Source organism: Pseudomonas sp. LBUM1663 (assembly GCF_059695905.1).
The window spans coordinates 342,838-359,359 of the sequence record NZ_CP166792.1 but is presented as its reverse complement, the minus strand read 5'-3'; the positions used below and the strand labels follow the sequence as shown (position 1 = coordinate 359,359).

The 16,522-nt window shown below is 60.9% G+C and carries 12 protein-coding genes and 1 pseudogene; 4 read left to right on the top strand and 9 right to left on the bottom strand.

The window, feature by feature from the left end; all coding sequences use genetic code 11:
* Positions 1 to 196 precede the first annotated feature (196 nt).
* Together ACA075_RS01685 and hutC are read right to left on the bottom strand one after the other, a co-directional pair.
* Positions 197 to 766, bottom strand: a complete 570-nt coding sequence (locus tag ACA075_RS01685; RefSeq protein WP_497297027.1) for a HutD/Ves family protein — start codon at positions 764 to 766, stop codon at positions 197 to 199.
* Positions 763 to 1,473 carry a histidine utilization transcriptional repressor HutC gene (gene hutC / locus ACA075_RS01680; protein WP_178082336.1) on the bottom strand — a complete coding sequence of 237 codons (711 nt, stop codon included), beginning with the start codon at positions 1,471 to 1,473 and terminating at the stop codon, positions 763 to 765. Before hutC ends, ACA075_RS01685 begins: the two co-directional genes overlap by 4 nt.
* Positions 1,474 to 1,619: 146 nt before the next feature.
* Between hutC and ACA075_RS01675 the strand changes: the two genes are divergently transcribed.
* Complete coding sequence (locus tag ACA075_RS01675; RefSeq protein WP_497297026.1) at positions 1,620 to 2,984, top strand: formimidoylglutamate deiminase; 1,365 nt, start codon at positions 1,620 to 1,622, stop codon at positions 2,982 to 2,984.
* A gap of 121 nt (positions 2,985 to 3,105) precedes the next feature.
* On the opposite strand, the gene ACA075_RS01670 is transcribed toward ACA075_RS01675, so the two are convergent.
* Together ACA075_RS01670 and ACA075_RS01665 are read right to left on the bottom strand one after the other, a co-directional pair.
* A complete protein-coding gene (locus ACA075_RS01670) occupies positions 3,106 to 3,675 on the bottom strand; it encodes a lipocalin family protein (protein ID WP_497297025.1) in 570 nt (189 codons plus the stop codon).
* Positions 3,676 to 3,706: 31 nt separating this feature from the next.
* Positions 3,707 to 3,961, bottom strand: a complete 255-nt coding sequence (locus tag ACA075_RS01665) for a hypothetical protein (RefSeq protein WP_010464535.1) — start codon at positions 3,959 to 3,961, stop codon at positions 3,707 to 3,709.
* A gap of 284 nt (positions 3,962 to 4,245) precedes the next feature.
* Here ACA075_RS01665 and ACA075_RS01660 point away from each other — a divergent pair.
* Both ACA075_RS01660 and ACA075_RS01655 read left to right on the top strand, forming a co-directional pair.
* Positions 4,246 to 5,280, top strand: a pseudogene (locus ACA075_RS01660) (HAMP domain-containing protein); the annotation flags it as partial.
* A 93-nt stretch (positions 5,281 to 5,373) separates the two neighbouring features.
* Positions 5,374 to 6,138, top strand: a complete 765-nt coding sequence (locus ACA075_RS01655; protein ID WP_370694726.1) for a methyl-accepting chemotaxis protein — start codon at positions 5,374 to 5,376, stop codon at positions 6,136 to 6,138.
* Positions 6,139 to 6,254: 116 nt separating this feature from the next.
* Here the strand turns inward: ACA075_RS01655 and ACA075_RS01650 are convergent, their stop codons facing one another.
* The 5 genes from ACA075_RS01650 to ACA075_RS01630 all read right to left on the bottom strand — a co-directional run bounded on the left by ACA075_RS01650 (position 6,255) and on the right by ACA075_RS01630 (position 15,798).
* Complete coding sequence (locus ACA075_RS01650; RefSeq protein WP_497297024.1) at positions 6,255 to 6,857, bottom strand: DUF924 family protein; 603 nt, start codon at positions 6,855 to 6,857, stop codon at positions 6,255 to 6,257.
* Between the two features lie 3 nt (positions 6,858 to 6,860).
* Positions 6,861 to 7,871 carry a class 1 fructose-bisphosphatase gene (locus ACA075_RS01645; protein WP_219093326.1) on the bottom strand — a complete coding sequence of 337 codons (1,011 nt, stop codon included), beginning with the start codon at positions 7,869 to 7,871 and terminating at the stop codon, positions 6,861 to 6,863.
* 238 nt (positions 7,872 to 8,109) lie between these two features.
* The gene (locus tag ACA075_RS01640; RefSeq protein WP_497297023.1) at positions 8,110 to 9,483 is read right to left on the bottom strand and encodes a DUF3999 domain-containing protein; all 1,374 of its coding nucleotides are present in this window, start codon (positions 9,481 to 9,483) and stop codon (positions 8,110 to 8,112) included.
* Positions 9,480 to 13,076: a DUF2339 domain-containing protein gene (locus ACA075_RS01635; protein WP_497297022.1), complete on the bottom strand. Its 3,597-nt coding sequence runs from the start codon at positions 13,074 to 13,076 to the stop codon at positions 9,480 to 9,482. The genes ACA075_RS01640 and ACA075_RS01635 overlap by 4 nt, the downstream gene beginning before the upstream one ends.
* 271 nt (positions 13,077 to 13,347) lie before the next feature.
* On the bottom strand, positions 13,348 to 15,798 hold the full coding sequence (locus ACA075_RS01630) for a glycogen/starch/alpha-glucan phosphorylase (protein ID WP_497297021.1): 2,451 nt from the start codon (positions 15,796 to 15,798) through the stop codon (positions 13,348 to 13,350).
* Between the two features lie 256 nt (positions 15,799 to 16,054).
* Here ACA075_RS01630 and ACA075_RS01625 point away from each other — a divergent pair, with 256 nt between their 5' ends.
* Positions 16,055 to 16,498: a YkgJ family cysteine cluster protein gene (locus ACA075_RS01625; protein WP_046045571.1), complete on the top strand. Its 444-nt coding sequence runs from the start codon at positions 16,055 to 16,057 to the stop codon at positions 16,496 to 16,498.
* The last annotated feature ends 24 nt before the right edge of the window (positions 16,499 to 16,522 follow it).

The following is a 16,522-nucleotide window of genomic DNA, read 5'->3' as shown; positions in this document are numbered from 1 at the left end:
AACTTGAGCGAGGTTTTGCGCCACGCTGGGGCGTTCGGTAACAAAGTGGTGCGCGATGGGGAACACGGGTAGAAGGCTGCTTTTGTGGCGAGGGGATTTATCCCCGTTGGGCTGCGTAGCAGCCCCAAAAAAAGGTCTGCTGCGCAGCCCAACGGGGATAAATCCCCTCGCCACATTAGATTTCTTCAGCAGTTAATCAGCGTGCGGTCAGCTCGATCACACAGCATTGGCCACTGACGGAGACTTCCAGCAGGCCGGTGTAACCGTCGAGTTGCAGGCAATCATGGCGACCGAGTTGTGAGGCGCTGTTACCGACCTTCACTTCAAGCTCGTCGGTGACACTAAATACGAGCACGGTGCCTGCCGAGCTGAAAAACCGCTGCTCGCCGTCCAGCCACTGCAACCGAGCGTCGTAACGCTGCGGCGTATAAATCAGGTTGAAGTCGCGAATCGGTCCACCGAGCAATGTGCACGCAACCTGGCTCTCACCGCTGAAAGCAAACGGCTCCAACGGTAACAACGGATGGGTGTCCTGGCCATCGACGCGCAAGGTCATGCCATCGCCTTGCAGCACGGTAATCACGCGCTCGTAACCAGCGAACATTGAGAAGCCGCCAGACTCGCCGATATCGGCAATCGACAGGCGCCAGCCGAAACCCTCAAGGCCGGCACCTCCATCACGGGCGATTTCTTCGGTGCTGCCGCCGCCGTTTTTCCACGGCATGCGCGGGTAATCTTTGGCGCGTAAAACCTTCGTTTGATTCATTTATGAAACCGACCTTCCAGACGATGACGGGAACCAGGGTGGATCAAACGGGCGGCGGTCACCGGCTGACGGCCGGACCAGGTGCGGCGACGAATCAGCAGGCACGGCTCGCCCTTTTCAATCTGCAGCAATTTGCATTCGGAGGCCTCGGCCAGAATCGCCTCGACCACGTGCTCGCCTTCGGTCAGCGGCGCGACCTGGTTCAGATAGGCATAAGGCGTTTGCAGGGTGAAGTCCTGCTTGAGGTAGTCCGGCGCCACCAGCGCGTTGACGAAACGGTCTTCGATTTGCACCGGAATGTCGTTTTCGAAATGCACGATCAGCGAATGGAAAACCCTCTGGCCTTCGCGCATGTCCAGCGCCAAAGCGCGCTCGGAACCGGCGGCCTCTTCTTCGAGGGTGATCACCTTGCAGGTATGGCGATGACCACGGGAGGCGATTTCGTCGGCGATGTTGTGCACTTCAAACAGCGCGGACTGGCTTTTCGGTTCGGCGACAAAAGTACCGACACCTTGCATGCGCACCAGCAGACCGTCGGCAGTCATCTCGCGCAGGGCGCGGTTGATGGTCATACGGCTAAAACCGAGTTGGTTGACCAGCTCGCTTTCCGACGGAACGCGGTAGTGCGGCGGCCAGTTTCCACTGTCGATTTGCTGGGTAATCATCTGTTTGACGCGGGCGTACAAGGGCGCCGGACTGTCGCCCATGTTCGCGGCCAACGGTGACACTGCAGGCGGAGTCGGCACGGTTAATCCTTGTTCGTTGAAGAGAGGTTGCTAGCTTGCCGGAGTTTACCGAGCAGGCAAACGTCTGTATATGTATATACAAATAACACACGATGGGGTGCTGAACCATGTCCGCCTTCTTTGCCGAACGCGCGCTGCTGCCTAGTGGATGGGCCAACAATGTACGTCTTGAGGTCAGCGCCGAGGGCGTGTTGACCCATATCCAGGCCGATTCCCACGCAGATGGCGCCGAACGGCTGAGCGGTCCGCTGCTGCCGGGGATGCCGAATTTGCATTCCCACGCCTTCCAGCGGGCCATGGCCGGACTGGCGGAAGTGGCGGGTAATCCGAATGACAGTTTCTGGACCTGGCGCGATTTGATGTATCGCCTCGTCGGAAAAATCAGCCCGGATCAACTCGGCGTCATTGCTCGTCAGCTGTACATCGAAATGCTCAAGGCCGGTTACACCTCGGTCGCGGAATTTCATTATGTGCATCACGACACCAATGGCCAGCCTTACGCTGATCCGGCCGAACTGGCGCTGCGCATCAGCCAGGCCGCCAGTTCCGCCGGTATCGGTCTGACCTTGCTTCCGGTGCTTTACAGCCATTCCGGTTTCGGCGGCCAGGCGCCGAACGACGGCCAGCGCCGCTTCATCAACAGCACCGAGAACTACCTCACGCTTCAGTCGCGTTTGCAGCCGATCCTGGCGCAGCAACCGGCGCAGTCGCTGGGCCTGTGTTTCCACTCGTTGCGCGCGGTCACACCGCAGCAGATCAGCGAAGTGCTGGCGGCCAGCGACAAGCAATGCCCGGTGCACATTCATATCGCCGAACAGCAGAAGGAAGTCGATGACTGCCTGAGCTGGAGCGGCCGTCGTCCACTGCAATGGCTGTACGAAAACACCGAGGTCGACCAGCGCTGGTGCCTGGTCCACGCGACCCACGCCAACCCGGAAGAAGTCACGCTGATGGCCAAGAGTCGCGCCATCGCCGGTCTGTGCCTGACCACCGAAGCCAACCTCGGCGACGGGATTTTCCCGGCGGTGGATTTCCTCGCGCAGGGTGGACGCATGGGTATCGGGTCCGACAGCCATGTGTCATTGAGCGTGGTGGAAGAACTGCGTTGGCTGGAATACGGCCAGCGTCTGCGCGATCAGCGGCGTAATCGGCTGTATGGCGCGGATCAGCCGATGGTCGGCCGCACGCTGTATGACGCTGCGCTGGATGGCGGCGCTCAGGCGCTGGGGCAGCCGATCGGTGCGTTGGAAGTTGGCAAACGCGCGGATTGGCTGGTACTGGACGGCAACGATCCATACCTGGCAACGGCCAGCGGTGACGGGATTCTCAATCGTTGGCTGTTTGCCGGTGGTGATCGCCAGGTGCGGGATGTGCTGGTCAATGGCCAGTGGGTTGTGCGTGACGGGCGTCATGCCGCAGAACAAGAAAGCAATCGGGCGTTCACCCAAGTCCTGCGCGACCTCCTCGGCTGACACAAAATAAATGTGGGAGCTAGCCTGCTAGCGATAGGGCCATCAGCTTCAACAAGGATGTTGACTGACAGTCCGCTATCGCGAGCAGGCTCGCTCCCACAGTTTTAATCTTCAGTGGCCGTTAATTTGAGGTTTTGGCCATCTGCGTATCCGACGCGCGCCAGATCAGCCGCGTGGTGTCATAGCCCTGCTGACGCGCCTTGCTCAGCAGTTCTTCACGCACGACACCGTTGACCGTCGGCGTCCGCGACAGCAGCCACAGGTACTTGCGGCTCGGGTCACCGACGATGGCGGTCTTGTAATCGTCGCTGACGTACAGCACCCAGTATTCCCCCTTCGCCACACCCGGCAGCAAGCGCGAGAACCAGGTATCGAACTCGACCCACAACTTGTCGGTCTTGCCCGGCACTTGTGGATAAGCCGTGCCCTTGGCCTCTTCCCATTGCCAGTCCGCCGTCAGGCAGCGGTTCAGCACCAGCACGTTGCCGTCAGGCTTGAGCGTGTAATGGGCTTCGGATTGTGCGCAGTTGCGTTGGAAATACATCGGCAGGCGGGCCAACTCGTACCAGGTGCCCTGGTATTTCTTGAGATTGACGCTGTTGACGGTTTTCGGCGCCAACGGATCTGTGCCAGAAGTGGCGCAGCCGGCCAATACCAGGCCGGCAAAAAGGAGTATCAATAACCGCTTCATTGTTTTTCTCCCGTGGGCGCATCGCCCCGGATTACTTCAGGCCTTGGCCGGAAAACATCAGTACTTTGTCACCGGCGTACTGCACGCTGATAAAGCTGTTCTTGTCACCCCAAGTGCAACTGGACATACCGAGCGCACCCGAGCAATCAGTGGCCTTACCCAACAGAGCTTCAACCTCTGCCTTGGGCATGCCGGCCGACAGTTTCGAATAGTTTTCCTGATTGACCTTGCTGCATGCGGCCAACAACACGCAGAACGAGAGCAGGGCGATAGAACGCAGCGACATGGTGTAGCTCCTGGGGCGAAGGGGGAATGGCATGGCTGCCAAGCAGAAGCTTAGAAGAGAAAACCCCCATCTGGTTCCCCGACTGCCCGGCTATTTATCGGGCCGCTCGTCTGCCTTTTTCCGAAAAATCAGCGACTTTCCTGCGCCGTTGAGTATTTCATCGGTTTTCGCAAAAAGACGCCTAATCTTTGGCGCTGGCCAGTCGACATAGAAGCAGCGCAAAGCCCTCGACTGTGGCAAATTGACGCCCCTCGCTGACCAGCCCCTCCGCGGTAGTGCACTTAATGACCAGAAACATGAAATTCAGCCACAAGATCCTGCTGGCAGCCGCCCTCGTGGTCGCCGTTGCGTTCGCCTGCTTTATCCTGTTCAACGACTACCGCCAGCGCCAGACCTTGCGCAGCAGTACCGAGTCCTCGATGCAGGAACTCGGCAGCCTGACCACCAGCAACATCCAGACCTGGCTGGAAAGCCGCATCCAGTTGCTGCAATCGTTGTCCCAGCAGATTGCCGTGGACGGCAGCGCACCCGCCAGCCTCAAGCGCGCCATCGACTTGCCGGCCTACACCGGCAACTTCCAGCTGAGCTACTTCGGTGGCACTGACGGCGTGATGTTCTCGGTCCCGGCGGGCAATCGTGCGGCAGACTACGATCCACGCGCCCGTGGCTGGTACAAGGCGGCCAACAGCGCGCAACAGACCATCGTCACCGAACCTTATATCGCCGCGTCGTCGGGCAAACTGGTGATCACCGTGGCCACGCCGGTGCAGCATCAGAGCCAGATGATCGGCGTCGCCGGTGCGGACATCGACCTGTCGAGCGTCAGCGCGATCATCAACTCGTTGAACTTCGGCGGTCACGGCCACGCGTTCATCGTCAGCGCCGACGGCAAGATCCTGATCCACCCGGACAGCAAACTGGTGCTCAAAAGCCTCGCCGAGGCCTACCCGAATGGCGCACCGAAAGTTAGCCCGGGCATGAAAGAAGTCGAGCTCGACGGCAAGACCCAGTTCATCTCCTTTACCCACGTCAACGGTGTGCCTTCGGCCGACTGGTACGTGGCACTGGTGCTGGACCAGGACACCGCGTTCTCGATGCTCAGCGAATTCCGCACCTCGGCGATCATCGCCATGGTCATCGCCGTGGTCATCATCATCGCGCTGCTGGGCATGCTGATCAGCTTCCTGATGCAGCCGCTGCTGACCATGGGCCGCGCCATGCATGACATCGCCGAAGGTGAAGGTGACCTGACCAAACGCCTGACCATTCACGGCCAGGACGAATTCGGCGCACTGGGCACCTCGTTCAACCGCTTCGTGGAACGTATTCACACCTCGATTCGCGAAGTGTCCTCGGCCACCGGCCAGGTCAACGAAGTGGCGCTGCGTGTGGTGGCGGCTTCGAACTCATCGATGTTCAACTCCGATCAGCAAGCCTCGCGCACCAGCAGCGTGGCAGCCGCGATTAACGAACTGGGCGCCGCCGCCCAGGAAATCGCCCAGAACGCCGCCCTCGCCTCCCAGCATTCGAGCGACGCCCGTGCGCTGGCCGAAGACGGTCAGCAAGTGGTGGATAAAACCATCGCTGCGATGCAGCAGCTCTCGGCGAAAATCAGCGATTCGTGCGGCAACATCGAAACGCTCAACAGCAACACCGTGAACATCGGGCAGATTCTGGAAGTGATCACCAGCATCTCGCAGCAGACCAACTTGCTGGCCTTGAACGCGGCCATCGAAGCGGCCCGTGCCGGTGAAGCCGGCCGTGGTTTTGCCGTGGTCGCGGACGAGGTGCGCAACCTCGCCCACCGGACTCAGGATTCGGCGCAGCAAGTGCAGAAGATGATCGAAGAGCTGCAAGTCGGCGCCCGGGAAGCGGTGAGCACCATGACCGACAGCCAGCGCCAGAGCGAAAGCAGCGTCGGCATCGCCAACCAGGCCGGTGAGCGTCTGGGCAGCGTGACCCAGCGTATTGGTGAAATCGACGGGATGAACCAGTCCGTGGCGACCGCGACGGAAGAGCAGACGGCGGTGGTGGAGTCGATCAACGTCGACATCACCGAGATCAACACGTTGAACCAGGAAGGCGTGGAGAACTTGCAGTCGACGTTGCGTGCGTGTGCGGATCTTGAGCAGCAGGCGGCGCGGTTGAAGCAGTTGGTTGGCAGCTTCCGGATTTAAGCTGCTTTCACTGGCCCCATCGCCAGCAGGCTGGCTCCCACAGGGATGTGTGAACGACACAAACCCAATGTGGGAGCCAGCCTGCTGGCGATGACGGCATCAGCCGCAAGGAAAATCTAAAACCTGGACCCAGGCCCGGAAAGAAACGCCAACTCCTCAGCCGTAGACGCCCGCCCCAACACCGCATTCCTGTGCGGAAACCGCCCAAACCGCGCAATCACCCGCTGATGCTTCTCGGCATAGTTCAGATAGTCGGTAAACAGTTTCCGATCGGCCTCCGGCTGCTGTGCAACCAGATCGATATAGCGCGAAACCGCCTCGTTCTGCACCGCCAGATGCTCGCAATGCTCAAACACCAGGTAGATAAACACCCGCTGAATCGGCCGCAACTTCCGATCGAAATCCGCCGCAATACCTTGCTCCACCAGTGCCTGAGCCCTGAGATCACCTGAAAAGGATTTGGGAGTGTCGCGAAAGATCATTCGCGGGAGTTGATCGAGCAGCAGCACCAGGGCCAGCCAACCTTCGGGGCGTTGCGCCCAGTCAGTCAATCCGCCGGCCAGTGCCTGCTCGACCCAGTCCCCGAAACGCGTCTGCGCTTCGAGGTCCTGGCTGTCGCGCTTGCCGAACCACAACTTGCCCTTGTCAGCCGCTATCTCGTGGGGGGATTCGAGGGTTCCGAACCACCATTCGAGCAACGGCTGCCAGGGCGCGGTCATGGTTTATTCCTTGTGATAAGCCGTGACGCGTTCGACTTCTTCTTTCGAACCGAGGAACACCGCGACACGCTGGTGCAAGCCGTCAGGCTTGATGTCGAGGATGCGCTGATGGCCATCGGTGGAGGCGCCGCCAGCCTGCTCAACCAGGAACGACATCGGGTTGGCTTCGTACATCAGACGCAGTTTGCCCGGCTTCGACGGTTCGCGGCTGTCGCGCGGGTACATGAACAGACCGCCACGGGTCAGGATACGGTGCACGTCGGCAACCATCGCGGCGACCCAGCGCATGTTGTAGTTCTTTTTCAGCGGGCCTTCATCGCCCGCCAGCAATTCGCCGACGTAACGTTGGACCGGCGCTTCCCAGTGACGCTGGTTTGACGAGTTGATCGCGAATTCCTGCGTGGACTCAGGGATCGTGATGTCTTCATGGGTCAGCACGAAGCTGCCCATTTCGCGGTCCAGGGTAAAGCCCTTTACGCCATTGCCCAGGGTCAGCACCAGCATGGTCTGTGGACCGTAAATCGCATAACCGGCGGCAACCTGCTGAGTGCCTGGCTGCAGGAAGGCCTTTTCGTTCAAAGGCTCGTTCTGGGTCAGGTATTCGTTCGGGCAACGCAGCACCGAGAAGATCGTACCGACCGGCGCGTTGATGTCGATGTTCGACGAACCGTCCAGTGGGTCGAATACCAGCAGGTACGCGCCTTTCGGGTATTTGCCCGGGATCTGGTAGGCATTGTCCATTTCTTCGGACGCCATGCCGGCCAGGTGACCGCCCCATTCGTTGGCTTCGAGCAGGATGTCGTTGGACATCACATCAAGCTTCTTCTGCACTTCGCCTTGGACGTTTTCAGTGCCCATGCTGCCCAGAACGCCGCCGAGGGCGCCCTTGGACACGGCGTGGCTGATTTCCTTGCAAGCACGCGCCACCACTTCGATCAGGAAACGCAGATCGGCAGGGGTGTTGTTGCTACGGGTCTGCTCAATCAAATAGCGACTCAGGGTAACGCGGGACATGGAAGGCTCCGGTGGAATTGGGGGCTAAAAACCCGCGCAGTTTAACGCGAGTCGAGGCGCATTTCCTCCTATCAGACGTGATACGCCCAATAGAGTTCATGCGCGGGGTTGAGCGTAGTTCTAAACGGACATCTTTACCGTCAGATAAACCGCTATCGCCAGCAGACTGGCTCCCACAGGGGAATGCGATTAACTGTGGGAGCCAGCCTGCTGGCGATCGGGTGCGAAGCACCCGCCTTCAAGGTTTTACCGGGGGCTTGCGCAGCAAACTGAACGCCATCGCTGCGAGAAACAGCACGCTCAACAGCAACACCGCCCATAACCCGAACTTCTTCCAGTTGGTTTCAACCTGAGCAGTCGACGTGACTGTCGATGTCGGTGTTGCCACCACCCCGCCTTCCAGCGAAGCCTTGCCCAACGCCACCCACTTATCCGCACTGTAATCGGGAATCAGCGTCGACAACGGCAGGTTCGCCGCCTTCACCGTCGCACTCCCCAGCGCCAGCGTATAAGGCCCGGCCCCGCGCGCCAGGAACACCAATTGCGTCGAGCGCACAGCAAACTTCACCGTCGGCGCTTCAGCGCCCAGGCCACCGCCGCGCTCATCCACGACCAGCTTCAACTGCTGCACGGTCTGTCCCGACAGCTGCAATTCGTTCTGCACCACGTCCTGGCCATTCTGGGTCAGGCGATAGAGCAAACCGCTGGTCAGCGGCTGCCATGGCAGGCTGCTTTCGCGACGACCGGACAACGTCACCGGCGCCAGGGTGTTGGGCTGACTGAGCTCGATCTGCACGCGCTCGACATTCAGCCCCATCGGCAATTGCCAGGTGTACTCACCCGCCTTCACGCTGCTGCCCGCCAGCGGCTGCGACCAGACCAACGGCAGCGGCAGACTGCGGGGGTTCGCGCTTTGCAGCTGCGCCGATGTCAGCGCCGGTGCCGATTGCGGTGAGTTCCATAGCAAGCGCAGATAACGCGCCGATTGCCCCGGCAAGCCGACTTCATGCTGCTCGACCCGCTCATCGGCAAACGTCAGCCGTGCCACCTGCCCTTCGCCCCACGACTGCCAATGCTGCAAGTCGTCGCTGGCCTCGATGGTGAAACGCTGAAAACCATCGCGCTCGCTGGTCCAGTCGAGGAGCAACTGCTGCAAAGGCGCCTTGATGCCGCTGGCGTCGAGCAACCAGCCACGCAACACTTCTTCGCCCGCCTCCAGCTGACTGGACGGCTGCACTTCGACCAAGGTGCCGTTCGCGCTCGATTGCACGCGGATGCCCGGCGCACGCTCCGTGGCGTCCGCCGCGGTGTACAGCGGGAACCATTTCACGTCGGTCAGCGTGCGATTTTCCCGGGTTGACGCCGCCTCGCGAGCCAAGGCGTAGGCCTGGGCCTCGCCGGCAGCGTTAAACACGCGAACATCGCTGAGGTCCGTTTGCCGCGCATTCAGTTGCACGTTCAAAGGCAATTCGAGGCGATACCAAGGCCCTTCGCCGCTCACCGACAACGGCACTTGCGTGGTGAAGTCCGTCGGTTTTTCCTGAGCGCTGGCGGACAGCGCCACACCCAGCGCAACAGCGCCCAACCAACCCAGGTTCAACTTCTGACTCAAGACGACACTCCTTCGGTTTCAGGGGCCGGCCTTTCAGCGTCGGCTCCGCCTTGGCGCGCAGCCTCGACGCGCTTGGGCGGCAGCGGCGCGAAATAGCCCACCACCAGCAGCAACACGCCGACGCCGATAAACGACACAATCCGCGCAAGGCCGCCACGGTTACTCAGCTCGACAAAGAACAGTTTGGCCACCACCACGCCAATCAGCGCGGCGCCGATCAGCCAGACTTCGCGGCGATGACGCAGATGGCCGCCGATCATCAGGCTCAGCGCCATCAGGGTCCAGACGATGGACAGCCCCGCCTGCACCAGCATCGATTCAAGCAACGCATCCAGCTCGAACGGCACACCACCCCAATGGTGCGCGGTGCGCATCACCAGCGCGGTGAAGAACGCGAACAGCGAGACCCCGGCGATCAGTTGCGTGGCGTGCTCTATGGAGTCTTTGCGAATCGCCAGTTGCGTCACGGCGCTGCGGGACCACACATAGACACCAAACAGCGCAAACAGCAGACCCAACTCCAACGGGTTGATCAGCGGCACATAGGGCAGCGGCTCGGCCATGCCGTCGCTGACAATATTCGCCAGCCAGAACCAGCCGAGCATCAGCAGCGCCAACGGTGCCGCCGCGTAGAAGCGGTATTCACGGGGATACGCCGAAACAGGCCATGGCCCATTGCGTGGCGCCGCCATCAGCACCAGATACAGGCTCGGCAGTATCGCCCAACCCAACCACCGCCAGGCGTTGTACTGCTCGGACAACAGCAGCAAACCGTAACGCAGCTCCAGCGCCAGCACACCGATCAAAAGCCAGCAGCCGAGCACATGCGCGGTGCTCAGGGCGCGCGCCGGCAACATCGGCGCCAGACGTCGCAGGGAGACGAAATGCACGACGAACAAGGCCGTCCACACCAGCCAGCCGAAGTTGGTGGCCGGGTGATAACGCGACTGCCACGCGGCGAGCAGCACCAGAGCGGCAGCGGGAATCAGCAAGGTGCAAAGCAGGCCCAGCGACGACCATTTCAAGCGCAACGCCAACACCGTCCACAGCGCCACACTCAGCGCCGCAACCGCCAGTAACAAGGTCGCTTGCAGATTCAGCGGTGCAAAGCGCAGCACTTCGCTGATCCACGCCAGCGCCCACCATCCCGCGCCCCACACCAGCAACACTTCGGACAAACGCTGCAAGCTCAGCACATCGAACGCCGAGGCATGGTTGCCAAGTTGCAAGCGCCAGGCCCCGACCATCGCGGCCAGACCCAACACCAGCGGCGTCCAGAAGCCGCTGTGGGCCAGAGGTTTCAACCCTTCGCTGGCCAGTGGCCCGAGCAGGTCCGGCCCGGCGAACAGGAACGCTGCGCCGCCAATCACCTGCAACAACAGGCCGAAGACAAAACTCACGCGCTGCCTGAGGTACAGGCTCAGCCAAATGATGAACAAGCCACTGGCCGCCCACACCGCACTCGCGGTCTGCCACGGCAGCACGAACAGCACCGCCAGATTGATCAGCACCAGACCGGCGAGCAACACCACCGACAAGCCGCGCAACAATCGAACATCGCTGCGCACCATCTCATCACGCGCGGCGAGCAACATCCCGGCAATCAGCGCCAAGCCGATCAGGGAGGCGCTGAGCAATCCGCTCCAACCCGCGCTGAACACCGCGCCGGACTCACCGCTCGAACCTTGCAACCGGAACAGGAACAACGCACCGCCGAGCAACTGCACGGCGAACGCGGTGAACAGGAACGTGCGCGATTGCAGACGCAGGCCGACAAACAACGTCGCCAACCCCGCCAGCGCCCAACTGATTGCGGTGCCGTGGGTCAGGAAGAACAACGGAGCCAGCAGATAGAGGAAGGTCAGGCCCAGGCAGGCCAATACCGGCAGCCCTTTGCGCTCCCATTCCGATGTCTGTTCGGGCAGGGCTTTGCGTAATTGATAGAAGCTGAACAACAACGCCACGCCGAGCATCAACGCGCCCAGCGGAGCGCCGTCGAGCAAACTGCCGTCGCCGATGCGCAATTCGCTGACAAACGCGATGGCCGAGCCAAGTTGCAGCAACAAGGCAAACGCACGAGCCAGCGGTCGTTGCTGACGCAGGCCGAGCCAGAAAATCCCCGCGCCCTCGACGGCCCAGGCGGCAGCCGTCCAGCGCGCGTCGAGCCCCAGCGGAATCGCGAGGCTGGCGAAGATCACGCCCAGCGCCAGGCAGGTTTCGGCGAGCAGCAATGCACGGCCGCCCATCAGCAAACGGGCGAGTCCCATGTAGATCATGCCCAACGCCAAAGCACTGAACGCAGCGGCGAACTCCAGATGCTGAACCAGTGCAAACTGCAAACCGAAGCCCACCAGCGGCGGGCCGAAAAGCATCGTGCCGTCGACGTAATCACCCTTGCGCGCCGACCAGCGCAACAACGCCTCACGGCTGTCGTCCTCGGGGGCGTCGCTCAGCTCCAGCAACTTCCGCCGGGCGAACAACAGGCCGATGGCCAGGTACATCAGGAAGAACAGAATCAGGAACGGCTCGGTGCTCCACAACAATTCCGGCGTGTAGGAGCGCAGGCCCCAGGCGAAACCGATGCCAAAAGTACCGACGAAGCCGATCAGGTTCAGCAGGCGCCAGGCCTTGAACCAGGCGATGGCGAGGATGCCGGCATTGAGCAAGGCGAAGTAGCTGAATAGCGCGACGTGGTTGCCGGCACCGGTGGAGGTCAGGATCGGCGCCGCGAAGCCGCCGAGTGCAGCAGCGGCGGCCAGGCCCAGCGCATCCTGAGTGATGGCGAGAATCGCCGAGAACACTGTGACCGCGACCAGCAGGCCCAGCGCGGCGGTGGGATCAAGCAACGGGTGCAGGCGCATCGCGGCAAACACCGTCAGGTACAACACGGCGATCCCAGTGCCTTGCAGCATCAGCGCGTAGTTGCTGTTGCGTGTCCTGAGCCACCAACCCAGACCGAGCAAACCCAACGCAGCCGCCGCGACCCCGGCGTACCGCAGTTCGATCGGCACCACCATGCCTTCGGTGGCATAACGCAGCAAGAACGCCAGACCGAGGAACAACAGCACCACGCCGACCCGCAGCACGGTGTTGCCGCCGAACAGCCAGTTGCGAGCGCCGCTGATGGCGCGTTCGATGACATTCGGTCCGCGAGGAATTGCCGGTTGTTGCGGTTCGCGGGTGACAGGTTCGGGTTTCCAGACATCGTCGGGCAGCGGACGGCTGGTTTGCGGCGCCGTTGCGGCCATCGGTTCGAGTTCGGGCGGGAGGTCCCAGATCAGTTCCTGGGTTTCGACTGGAATTTCATCGAGTGTGAATTCAGGCGCGACGGCTTCGCTGGCAATCGGTTCGCTGGTTTCAGGCGTTGTGACGCCAGGCAACTCCAACAATGCCAGGCGTTGCTGCACGCCATTCAGCGCAACTTGAGCCTGCTCCAGCAGACGACGCTGCTCGGCCGCTTGTGAATCCAGGCGGCCGATACGAATGGCCTGGCCAATACCCAACCCGAGCAGCGCGCCCAACAGCGCATCGCTGAATGACTCGTCGAGTATCCAGCCCAGCACCAGCCCAATCAGCATGAACATCCATTGCATGGTCGATATCCCTAAGCGGCCCCGCTGCGGGGCGAATCCGGGTAAAGCAGCGTCTGGCTGAGTCTAGTGTGAAACCACACAAACCTGTGGGAGCGAGCCTGCTCGCGAAGGGGCCATGACATTCAGCATTGATGTTGAATGTCAGACCGCTTTCGCGAGCAGGCTCGCTCCCACATTGGATTGCCAGTGCCTGCTGCCCGGTGAAACTGGGGCTTAGTATATCGATCAGGCCCAACAACCGTCGGGCCTTACTCGCAATTATTGCTAAAAGTTACTCCAATGCCTTCCAGATATCCGTGGCGTACTCGCGAATGGTCCGGTCAGACGAGAACCAGCCCATCCGGGAAGTGTTCAACACCGCCGAACGCCACCAGGCTTGCGAATCGTGCCAATGGGCTTCCACGCGCATCTGCGCGTCCCAATAGGAATCGAAATCGGCGCAGACCAGGAAGCGGTCGTAGTCGATCAGCGAATCGATCAAGCCTGCGTAACGCGACGGATCATCCGGCGAGAACACCCCGCCACGAATCGCTTGCAGCACGTCATTCAAACGGTGTGATGCAGCAATATCGGGCGTCGCATTGAACTCATGGTTCTGCTTGCGCGCTTCAACCTGCTGTGCGCTGAGGCCGAAGATAAACATGTGCTCGGGGCCGATGAACTCGCACATTTCGACGTTGGCGCCGTCCAGGGTGCCGATGGTCAGCGCACCGTTGAGGCCGAACTTCATGTTGCTGGTGCCCGAGGCTTCGAAGCCTGCGGTGGAAATCTGCTCCGACAAATCCGCCGCCGGAATAATGCTCTCCGCCAGGCTGACGTTGTAGTTGGGCAGAAACACCACTTTCAACAAGCCGCGCACCGTCGGGTCGTTGTTCACCACCCGGGCGATGTCGTTGGTCAACTTGATGATCAACTTGGCCTGGTGATAACTGGCCGCCGCCTTGCCGGCGAAGATTTTCACCCGCGGCACCCAATCGATTTCCGGCTCGGCACGAATCGCCTGGTACAACGCCACGGTGTGCATCAGGTTGAGCAACTGACGCTTGTATTCGTGGATCCGCTTGACCTGCACGTCGAACATCGCCGCCGGGTTGACCGCGATCCCCAATCGTTCATGAATCAGGTACGCCAAGGCTTTTTTGCTGTGCAGACGCTGCTCGGCAAAGGCTTTGCGGAACGCAGCTTTCTCGGCAAACGGCTCCAGTTCCTTCAGGCGTGCTTCAGCGTTGTCCAACAGGTCCGGGCCAAGGGCGTCGACCATCATCGACGTCAGCTCGGGGTTGGCCTGGTAGAGCCAGCGGCGGAAGGTGATGCCGTTGGTCTTGTTGTTGATCCGTTCCGGATAGAGCTTGTGCAGTTCGGAGAACACGGTTTTGCGCATCAGTTGCGTGTGCAGTGCGGACACACCGTTGACGCTGTGGGAACCGAGGAACGCAAGGTTGCCCATGCGCACGCGGCGACCGTTGTCTTCTTCGATCAGCGACACCGCGCGCAATACGTCGAAGTCGTGAATGCCTTTGGCGCGCAACGAGTCGATGTGCTGGGCGTTGATCTGGTAAATGATCTGCATATGCCGCGGCAGCATCCGCTCCATCAAACCGACCGGCCAGGTTTCCAGCGCTTCCGGCAACAGTGTGTGGTTGGTGTACGAGAGCGTGTCGACGGTGACTTGCCACGCGGCATCCCACGCCACGTCGTAGACGTCGACGAGCTGACGCATCAGTTCGGCCACGGCAATCGACGGGTGCGTGTCGTTGAGCTGGATCGCCGCGTGGTCGCCCAGGGTCAGGACCGAGGTGTGCATGTTGCGATGGCGGCGCAGCAAATCCTGCAAGGACGCGGCGACAAAGAAGTATTCCTGGCGCAGGCGCAGTTCCTGGCCGGCTTCGGTGCTGTCCGCCGGGTAGAGCACGCGAGAGATACTTTCCGCCCGGGCGACTTCCGCCACAGCACCCAAGTGGTCACCGGCGTTGAAGCGTTCCAGGTGCAGATCTTCCATGGCCCGGGCACGCCACAGGCGCAGCGTATTGACGCTCGCCCCGCGCCAGCCGACCACCGGCGTGTCGTAGGCAATGGCCCGCACGGTTTCCGCCGGGGACCAGACTTGCTTGGACTTGCCGTTTTCATCGGTGACGGTTTCGACACTGCCGCCGAAGCCGATCGGGTAAACGACTTCAGGCCGTTCAAATTCCCACGGGTTGCCGAAATCCAGCCAGTGTTCGGTCTGCTCCTGTTGCCAGCCGTCGACGATGGCCTGGCGGAACAAACCGTGTTCATAACGAATGCCGTAGCCGTGGCCAGCGATGCCGAGGGTCGACATGCTTTCCATGAAGCACGCCGCCAGACGACCGAGGCCGCCGTTGCCCAGCGCCGCGTCGGGCTCCAGCAGGCGGATGCGCTCCAGGTCGACGCCGAGCTCAGTCAGCGCCTCGCGGGCGACGTCGAGCAGGCCGAGGTTGCTCAGGCTGTCGTAGAGCAGCCGGCCGATGAGAAATTCCAGGGAGAGGTAGTAAACCCGTTTCTGACCTTTGCGGTAAATCTGCCGGGTGTGGTCCATCCAGTGCTCGACCATGTGATCGCGCGCTGCCAACGCAATGGCTTCAAACCAGTCATGGTCGAAGGCGTGATCCGGGTCTTTACCCACCGCGTAGGTGAGTTTGGTCAAGACGGCATCGCGAAATGCGGCCACCTCTGCTTCGCGAACAAGTGGTTCTTGAGTCATCGATAGGACCTCGAGCGAGCGTGGAGTTGTTGAGCCTAGACGGTCTGACAGGCCGCGGGGACTCTGGTTCGGCAGTTTTTCCTGATAGTACGAGATAGGCCGGCATTACATTGTCATGTACCTGAATGAATGCAGGGGCCGTGCCGGATTAACGGTGTTATTTGGGCGACGGAGAAAAAATCTGGCGAAAGGTTGTTCAAAAATCCACCAGTCCCGGTATGATCGCGCGCCCTGATGCACACGCTGGTAACAACCGATGATGAAGTCCAACCTGATCGCCGCCGCGGAGATCGATCGCCTCGATACCTGGGCCAAATATTCTGCGCCGATGTGCGGCTCGTGTGTATCCAGTTGCTGCACGCTGCCGGTCGAGGTCAAGATCAAGGACTTGATCCGCATCGGCATCGTCGACGAGTTCGAGCGCGGCGAGCCGCCAAAGAACATCGCCAAGCGTTTGCAGAAGGAAGGGATCGTCGAGCGTTACAACCAGAAGTCCGAGATCTTCACCCTCCAGCGCATGAGCAACAACGATTGCCTGTACCTGGATCGTAAGAGCCGTCTGTGCACTATTTATGAAAAGCGCCCGGACACTTGCCGCAATCACCCGAAAATCGGGCCGCGGCCGGGGTATTGCGCTTACAAGCCCAAAGAAGTGGCGCGTGAGAGCAGCGAGAGCCGTCGTACCCTCGAAAAATTCTAAACCCGCCTCGATCCCCGTAGCAGC

Bases quoted from the DNA above. Each gene is read 5' to 3' on its own strand.
- ACA075_RS01685 (WP_497297027.1), bottom strand. From the start codon at position 766: ATGAATCAAACGAAGGTTTTACGCGCCAAAGATTACCCGCGCATGCCG.
- hutC (WP_178082336.1), bottom strand. From the start codon at position 1,473: ATGGGCGACAGTCCGGCGCCCTTGTACGCCCGCGTCAAACAGATGATT.
- ACA075_RS01675 (WP_497297026.1), top strand. From the start codon at position 1,620: ATGTCCGCCTTCTTTGCCGAACGCGCGCTGCTGCCTAGTGGATGGGCC.
- ACA075_RS01670 (WP_497297025.1), bottom strand. From the start codon at position 3,675: ATGAAGCGGTTATTGATACTCCTTTTTGCCGGCCTGGTATTGGCCGGC.
- ACA075_RS01665 (WP_010464535.1), bottom strand. From the start codon at position 3,961: ATGTCGCTGCGTTCTATCGCCCTGCTCTCGTTCTGCGTGTTGTTGGCC.
- ACA075_RS01655 (WP_370694726.1), top strand. From the start codon at position 5,374: ATGTTCAACTCCGATCAGCAAGCCTCGCGCACCAGCAGCGTGGCAGCC.
- ACA075_RS01650 (WP_497297024.1), bottom strand. From the start codon at position 6,857: ATGACCGCGCCCTGGCAGCCGTTGCTCGAATGGTGGTTCGGAACCCTC.
- ACA075_RS01645 (WP_219093326.1), bottom strand. From the start codon at position 7,871: ATGTCCCGCGTTACCCTGAGTCGCTATTTGATTGAGCAGACCCGTAGC.
- ACA075_RS01635 (WP_497297022.1), bottom strand. From the start codon at position 13,076: ATGCAATGGATGTTCATGCTGATTGGGCTGGTGCTGGGCTGGATACTC.
- ACA075_RS01630 (WP_497297021.1), bottom strand. From the start codon at position 15,798: ATGACTCAAGAACCACTTGTTCGCGAAGCAGAGGTGGCCGCATTTCGC.
- ACA075_RS01625 (WP_046045571.1), top strand. From the start codon at position 16,055: ATGATGAAGTCCAACCTGATCGCCGCCGCGGAGATCGATCGCCTCGAT.